Source organism: Deinococcus sedimenti (genome assembly GCF_014648135.1).
GTDB classification, from domain to species: Bacteria; Deinococcota; Deinococci; order Deinococcales; family Deinococcaceae; genus Deinococcus; species Deinococcus sedimenti.
The window spans coordinates 1-3,269 of sequence record NZ_BMQN01000050.1; the positions used below are offsets into that span (position 1 = coordinate 1).

Genomic DNA, 3,269 nt, shown 5'->3' on the forward strand with positions numbered 1-3,269 from the left:
CGTTCTGTTCTCGCGTCTCAGCCGACCTTTCTCAAGCCCCCCGGGAAAGTGTCGGGTACTGAGGTCAGGAAGTTGCTGGTTTGATCACTGACCCGGATGAGCTGCGTAGCGCAGCCAGAACATGATGGCCCATGGCCAGACCAAGCTCGTACTCGCCGTACAGCACGTCACTGGCACCCAGGTCCTGCAGCGCCTTCTGAGTATGCTCGTCGTGGGTCCTGGCGGTGACATGCACGGTGGGGTTGATCCGGCGAACCTTTTCCAGGATCAACTGGGACTGCGGACCGTCCGGCGTAGCGATGATGACCACACTCGCGTCGAGCAACCCAGCGCGTGACAGCACGTCCGTACGGGCCGCGTCACCGTACACCACGGGGAGATTTGCCTCCCGGAGTTCCTCCACCCGGCGTTCATCCTCTTCAATCACCACAAAGGAGATCTTCTCGTCCTGGAGTGTGCGTGCGATTAGTCGACCGACTCGGCCGTAGCCGACCAGGACGGCGTGCTGCGCCACGCCAACCGGAGGAAGATCCTGTGGAATCTCTTGAGGGGCCCGCTGGTGCTGCCAGGCCTCAATCACGGGAATCAAGCGGAACAGGAAAGGGTTCAGGATGATGGACACGATGGCGCCCGCCAGGATCAGGTTCTGGCCCTGTGCGCTGAGCAAGTTCAGGTCCCGGCCAAGGGTCGCCAGGATAAAGGAGAACTCCCCGATCTGCGCCAACGAGATGGCCACGGTCAGGGCTGTGGCGAAGGACGCCTTGAGCAGCCGCATGGTGAAGAAAGCCACCAGCGTCTTCGCGACGATGATGATCAGCGCCGTGGCCAGAACCAGCAGGGGCGCTTGAAGCAGAATCGCTGGATTGAACAGCATGCCGACCGACACGAAGAACAACACGGCGAAGGCGTCTTGAAAGGGCAGCGCGTCCTCAGCAACCTGCTGGCTGAACTTGCTCTCGCTCGCGACCACGCCAGCCAGGAATGCTCCGAGTGCGAACGAAACGTCGAACAGGGCCCCAGCGGCGTACGCGATCCCCAACGCGGTTCCCAGGACCGCCAGGGTGAACAGCTCTCGTGAGCCCAGGCGCGCCACTCGAGCAAGCATCCAGGGAATAAAGCGCCGGCCAATGATCATCATCACGGCCACGAACAGGGTCATCTTGCCCAAGGTCAGCAGCAGGGAAACGCCCAAGGCCCCCAGGTCCAGTGGCCCACTTTCGGTGCTGCCCAGCAGTGGGGCCAACGCGGGCAGCATCACCAGCGCCAGGACCATCACGAGGTCTTCGACCACCAGCCAGCCCACTGCAATCTTCCCGTTGCTGGTGTCCAACGTGCCCCGCTCTTCCAGGGCGCGCAGGAGAACCACCGTACTGGCGACCGACAGCGCGAGGCCAAGAATGACGCCTTGACCGACCGTCCAGCCCCAGAGCTGGGAGACACCCACACTCAGCAGCGTGATGGCGATAATGCGGAGCAGCGCGCCAGGCACAGCGATGCGCCGAACGGCCAACAGATCACCAATCGAGAAATGCAGACCAACGCCGAACATCAGCAGCATGACGCCGATCTCAGAGAGTTGTGCGGCAATGCCAGCATCAGCCACAAACCCTGGGGTGAACGGCCCGATCGCCAGACCCGCAAGCAGGTAGCCAACCAGCGGTGGGAGACGGAGGCGGGTGGCCATCAGGCCACCGAAGAAGGCAAGGGTCAGACCAATGGCCAGGACAGCGATCAGTTCAGTGTGGTGTGGCATGGCAGCTCCAATCAGGTGTCAGAGGGCGGCGAGGTCTCGTGCGGGAATTCTTTGGTCAGGAACACTTCGAAATCGCTTTGGAACGCCTCGCCCTCGGTCGCCAGTCCGGCCGCCTGGGCGGCGTCCCGGATGGCTGCGGAGAGAAGTTGAGAGGCAGCGCGAGTGCGTGAGGCGTCCATCAATTCAGCGAGTTGGGAGAGCCAGAACACATCGGTGGCCTGGAGGCGAAGGGTGACTTTTCCTTCTGGGAGGTCGCCTTGATGACCGCGCGCCGCGTGTTCCTCCATCGCGTGACGAATCAGAGCCTGGAGCCGGGTTGATTTTGTTGCCATTGTTCCTCCACAGGAAGCTTCAGCGCCCACTGTCACGGGTGATGTGGTCTCCAGGCACCCCCGAATGAGCGGGAGCGCAGTGAAGATCCTCCATTTGCCAATCAGTTTACATAGATACTTTACACAATATCTGGCAAATTGCCAATATTTAGCATCTTCCGCCATAACAGAGTGCAGGATCTAGAAAAAATAATTCTCTTTCTGCATGGCGACCTCATAAAAAATAGCCCCTGGAGCGAGATTTTTTCTCCAACTCAGCCCTCGAAACCCCGCTCGCCCCGCAAGCAACTTGGGCAACCCCTCAGTACCCGACACTTTCCCGGGGGGCTTGAGAAAGGTCGGCTGAGACGCGAGAACAGAACGCGTCTCCCGATGTCCTGGCCAAGCTGACCCGCTGCTTTACCGCGCACTTCCCGGAGTTCCGAAAGAACCAGGTCGAGCTGCTTTCCCTCATGGTGCTCGCACTCCTTGGGGGCAAGGACGTCCGGCATGCCGAACTCGCCGCGCGCTTCCCAGGAAGCGCGCACACTGACTCTGTCATCCGCCGTGTGGAACGCTTCTTTGACCGGCATCCCATTCAGCCAGCCGATGTCGCCCGGGTCGTTCTGACGCTCCTTCCCTCCGCGAAACCACGGGAATTCATCCTTGACCGGACGTTCTTGGGCAGAACGGACGCCCATGAGGACGCCTGCCCGCAACTGGAAGTACGGGCAGACCGATGTGAACGTCCTGCTCCTGGCTGTCATCTGGCGGGGCGTCGCGATCCCCCTCCTCTACGAGCTGCTGCCCCATGGGGGCGGCAGCCATACGGAGATCCGGCACACCCTCATGGACGATGCCCTCTGCCTACTCCGTGCAGCGGACATTCGGGTCCTGTACGCCGACCGTGAATTCGTCGGCTATGACTGGATTCAGGGACTGGCACGCCGTGGAATTCCCATCTGCGTGCGACTGAGGAGTGACACGCTGATGGACGACTGGACCGCACAGGACTGGCTGAGTCGTTTGCAGACCGGCATGGCCGGTCTGCTGGTCGATGACACGGTGGTCTACGGGCAACCGATGAATGTGGTTCTGACGCACACGCGAGATGGTGAGGCGCTGATCATCGCCAGTCACGCGGGGTCAGTGACAACGATCCAGACGCGATATCGCCGGAGGTTCCTGATCGAATGCCTCTTCAG

Annotated in this window: 3 protein-coding genes; 1 reads left to right on the top strand and 2 read right to left on the bottom strand. The window is 61.2% G+C overall.

The genetic code is table 11. From position 1 onward, the window contains the following. Positions 1 to 64: 64 nt before the first annotated feature. The gene (locus IEY69_RS21515) at positions 65 to 1,753 is read right to left on the bottom strand and encodes a cation:proton antiporter domain-containing protein (protein WP_189075116.1); all 1,689 of its coding nucleotides are present in this window, start codon (positions 1,751 to 1,753) and stop codon (positions 65 to 67) included. An 11-nt stretch (positions 1,754 to 1,764) separates the two neighbouring features. Continuing rightward, positions 1,765 to 2,085 (bottom strand): hypothetical protein, encoded by a 321-nt coding sequence (locus IEY69_RS21520; RefSeq protein ID WP_229784211.1) that lies wholly within the window; start codon positions 2,083 to 2,085, stop codon positions 1,765 to 1,767. A gap of 678 nt (positions 2,086 to 2,763) precedes the next feature. Between IEY69_RS21520 and IEY69_RS21525 the strand changes: the two genes are divergently transcribed. Beyond that, positions 2,764 to 3,269, top strand: a 506-nt coding sequence (locus IEY69_RS21525) for a transposase family protein (protein ID WP_505706024.1), incomplete at its 3' end; no start/stop codon positions are given.